Annotated in this window: 1 protein-coding gene and 1 pseudogene; both read left to right on the forward strand. The window is 51.6% G+C overall.

Features of this window, described 5'->3' with window-relative positions:
- The coding region (locus BWI97_RS25370) for a HAMP domain-containing sensor histidine kinase (protein WP_233208039.1) at positions 1-703 on the forward strand (703 nt) is incomplete at its 5' end.
- A gap of 202 nt (positions 704-905) precedes the next feature.
- A pseudogene (locus tag BWI97_RS25375) lies at positions 906-1,768 on the forward strand (hypothetical protein); the annotation flags it as partial.

Consider the following 1,768-nt stretch of genomic DNA (forward strand, 5'->3'; position numbering starts at 1 on the left):
GGCCAAAGCCCGTTTCCTCTCCACCATGAGCCACGAAATCCGCAATGCCCTCAGCCCCATCATCGGCTCGGTGGGTTTGCTGGCTATGGAAGAAGACAGCCTGACCCCCTCCCAACGCGAGCTGATCGAGCTACTCGAATTCTCCTCCCATACCCTGCATACGCTGCTCGACGAAGTGCTCGACTACGGCAAACTCGAAGCGGGCAAGGTCTATCTGGAAGAGATTCCCGTTGATCTCAGATCGCTGACGGAGAAAGTCATTCAGATTCATCAGCCTCTGGCCAGTAAAAAGCAGTTGCAGCTCGTTAAACAGGTGGATACGACTCTGCCCGAGAAGGTGCTCGGTGACCCCACCCGGCTCACGCAAATTCTGAGCAATCTGCTGACGAATGCCATCAAGTTTACCCAGCAGGGCAGTGTGAGTTTGAGCGTGGGACTCTTGGAGACAACACCCGAGCGTTACCGGCTTCGCTTTGAAGTGCAGGATACGGGTATTGGCATTCCCGAGGAGTCCTTGAAGCAGATTTTTGAGGAGTACTCGCAGGCTTCACTCGACACGACCCGCAAGTTCAAGGGCACGGGGCTGGGACTGGCCATTGTGCATTTATTGCTGAGTCTGCACCAGAGTCAGATCTTTGTGGAAAGTCAGCAGGGCCAGGGCTCCCGCTTCTACTTCGATATTGCCTTTCCTAAAACCGTTTGAGTATTAAAAAGGGCTTTAAACAAAGAAACCCAATGGTTAACTGTTTAAGGTAATGGAGTAAGCCATCGTTCTTGCTCAGTACCTTATCCGAAAAGGGCAGTAATAAATGCAACATTATTGCATTTATTACTGCCCTTTTACTTGCAAATCCAAAAGTGTAGTTACTTTTGCAACATTGTTGCATATTTACTCCACTATAAACATGAACCGTACGTTTAAAAACCTTGGCCTGTTTGTGCTGGCCTCCGCTACTTTTCTGAGTTGCCAGAAAGACAAGGAAGTCGAAGATTCTTCCACCCGCGAACACCGATTTTTGCGGGTGCTGGTTTCGGATCAGGAATCCAAACAGTTAACCCAGATTAATCCCTACGACGGCACCACCCGTACTTTCGACGCCAAATATCCCCTGGCGAACCTCTACACGACGGCTTCTCAGCGTTTTGCGGCCGTTTTGTATCCGAGTCAGAATCTGGTAGAAGTATTTGATTCAGGCTTCGAATCGCACGTGGATCACGTGGATCAGAAAGGTACGCCCAAGTTTGGTTCCATTACGGCAACGGGTCTCAAGCCTACACACTTCAAAAGTCGCGGTCAGGAATCGCTGATTTTTAACGATGGCGACGGAACCCTGAGCCTGGGCAATGAAACCAATTTTCACACCGCCGGAGCCCAGATGCAGGTTATCAATGCCGGACTTGTTCCGCACCACGGAGCCATGGCGGCTTTTGACAATGGTACTTATGCCGTCACCTCGGCACCGGCCAGCGGAAAAAGTCCAAACCGGGTACTCGTCATTGACAAGCAGGGCAAAACGACGCACGCGTCTACCCAGGAAGTTGGAGCCATTCACGGCAACGCAACGGATGGAGCAAACGCGGTTTTCGGAGCCTTTACTTCAGCCGAGGCTACCAGTGGAGGCGTACTGGTTGTTACATCGAACGGCGAACAACGGATGATTGCGAATCCCGCAGGCTTCGGAGCGTACCGCCTCGGCAGCATTTACTACGCGGCGGCGACCAGGAAATTCATTGGTTTGTGGCAACCAAGGGTGCGTATCTCATCGAT

It is taken from the genome of Siphonobacter sp. BAB-5405, assembly GCF_002872335.1.
In the GTDB taxonomy this organism is placed as follows: Bacteria; Bacteroidota; Bacteroidia; order Cytophagales; family Spirosomataceae; genus Siphonobacter.